We start from the raw sequence: 2,323 nt of genomic DNA on the forward strand, positions 1-2,323 counted from the left end.
ATATTGCAGGCTCGTAGTCAGGCCAAAGATAATAAAAAATTTTCATCACTATTTCTATCCTTTAGTAAAGAAAAAACCGTAAATTAATCAATATTAACAGACAAAACCAGATTGAATTTATACATCACTTAACCCCCTATAAATACTCACTCCATAGAGATTAGAAACCCGTTTGCTATATATTGAAGATAATCCGATTATCTGATTAAGTTATGTTATCTAACATTGGGTCAACATGTTAAAAGCTACCACAGGAACAAATAGAGTATTATGAAAAGAAACATTCAACCCGGTTTCTGTGTCGTACAGCAACCTAGAGGATTGAGTTTTCAGGCAAGTCTGTTATTCAGCCATTCAAATAGCGAAGCGGCCCGGTATTTTATGGCATTAAATGCAAATTACCGATTCCTGAAACCGGGACAAATTCTGCTGGTAGCAGATCCAGATTCCTATAATCCCCCGCATATCATACAGCTATTAAAACAATCTCAGTATGAAGTCAACCGATCCGTTTCAGCTCTGCCTAATGAATCCGCGGCATTTTTGCATCGTCATTTTGGTCTGTTTCACTATGTGCTCGATCAGGGAGGAACTTTGGTTGGTACCGCTTCATCTCTGGGTAACTCTTATTTCTCCCAAATTAAAAAAAATCTGTCAAAATTACAGAAGCTTTATCAAAAAGAATATCGGCTAAATGGGCTAAACCGAAAATATGCCAGTCCCGAATTTTATGTAGAAAGACAGCTGATTATGGGTAACCTAAAGGGATTATTGAATAAAGTTGGCCGACTCTCTTTGAAAATCGACCAACATCCTAATTTAAAACATGCGCTAAAGTTATCCACCAAAGCCATTGCTCACCAATGGGATAAAGCAGGGATTGGCGCAATAAAGGGATATAGTCAAACAATTATACAAAGTGAAAAAATGGTTAAATGGATGAAATATGGTGGCTGGGTTGCCATTGGTCTGGATTTTACTGATACCACCGGGCAGGTTATTGATGCCTGTAATTATGGGCAAACAGGGAAATGTGAAAAAGTGGCTATCAAGGAATATAGTAAATTTGCTGGGAGAACTGGAGGAGGAATTATAGGGGGAATAGGTGCTGGAACAGCAGCAGGTGAAATTTGTCTAGCATTGGGTATAGCATCAGCTCCTGCCGGAGGCGCCGCTGGATGGATATGCGTAGCTGTCGGTAGTGTAGTAGGTGGAGTTGCTGGAAGCACCGCAGGAGAGTTTTTAATCGATAAAATAGTAAGTGAATAACATGAGTATCCTAATTAATACAGTTAACTTTCTCATGATTTCTTTATTTTTAGTTAGTCTGTTTTTGCTACTATTTTTATTCTTTTTTTATGGGATAAAGAAAGCATCCTTCGCAGAAATCAGAGAAAAATATACACAAAAAGGATTTTTTATACCACAAATTATATATGTAATATCGTTTTCTGGTTTTTATGGAAGTTATTATTTATCCTGTTTCTTCTACCAGATAATAACCAGAAAAAAGACTATAATATCTCGTGCTTATATAGGTAATTCCATACCGGAAGAAGCATATGAGTTTGCAAACAGTATACCTAAAAAACTTGCTTCAATAATAATTATATATTATTGTTTATTTTCTATTTCCATATTTTCATTCACCTTAAGCAGTATACTTATCTTGTTATACAAGTATTTAACGAATACATAAAACACACCCTATTAATTAAAATACCAATAGGAAATTAACATGAACAGATCAACTATTGCCATCATGCTTATTTTTTATATTTTATTTATTATTCTCTTAGTTGTATCAATAGCCATTTATAAAATAAACCAAAGAAAGATGGACAAGATCATTGAATTATATATGGAAAAAGGGTTTTGTTTGTCAACAGGAGCATACATGGGTCATTTAATGGGTATTCATGGTCAATTTTATGCTGCCGTATTTTTTTATAGGTTATTAACGGGAAAAAGAATAAGGATAAGGATAAATAGACCTGATAGCAAATATATGCCCCAAGAGCCTTATGATTTCATTCAAAACTTACCCCCCAATTTAACTCACTGGATAAAAGCATGTTTCATTACCATCAATATAAGTGTTGCATCCTTCATTATATCAATGGCAATATACCTATTTCAAAAACACACTTAATCATACTGAAAATTCAATAGGACTTTAATATGAACATAATCACCCTTATTATTTTAATTATATTTTACATCTTTTCAATGCTTATTCTTCTTATATCAATAGCCATTTACAAAATAAATCAGAAAAAGATGGATAAAATTATTGAATTATATATAGAAGAAGGACTTTATT

The 2,323-nt window shown here is 33.6% G+C and carries 2 protein-coding genes; both read left to right on the forward strand.

Annotation, left to right across the window (positions count from 1 at the left end; all coding sequences use genetic code 11):
- Nucleotides 1-270: 270 nt before the first annotated feature.
- Nucleotides 271-1,269 carry a hypothetical protein gene (locus KZ793_RS07760; RefSeq protein ID WP_225814837.1) on the forward strand — a complete coding sequence of 333 codons (999 nt, stop codon included), beginning with the start codon at nt 271-273 and terminating at the stop codon, nt 1,267-1,269.
- A 469-nt stretch (nt 1,270-1,738) separates the two neighbouring features.
- Nucleotides 1,739-2,152 (forward strand): hypothetical protein, encoded by a 414-nt coding sequence (locus tag KZ793_RS07765; RefSeq protein ID WP_225814838.1) that lies wholly within the window; start codon nt 1,739-1,741, stop codon nt 2,150-2,152.
- Nucleotides 2,153-2,323 lie beyond the last annotated feature (171 nt).

Origin of the sequence: Photorhabdus antumapuensis (genome assembly GCF_020387775.1) — a bacterium.
In the GTDB taxonomy this organism is placed as follows: domain Bacteria; phylum Pseudomonadota; class Gammaproteobacteria; order Enterobacterales; family Enterobacteriaceae; genus Photorhabdus; species Photorhabdus antumapuensis.

Excerpts from the sequence above, each read along its gene's own strand:
- KZ793_RS07760 (WP_225814837.1), top strand. The coding sequence starts at position 271 with ATGAAAAGAAACATTCAACCCGGTTTCTGTGTCGTACAGCAACCTAGA.
- KZ793_RS07765 (WP_225814838.1), top strand. The coding sequence starts at position 1,739 with ATGAACAGATCAACTATTGCCATCATGCTTATTTTTTATATTTTATTT.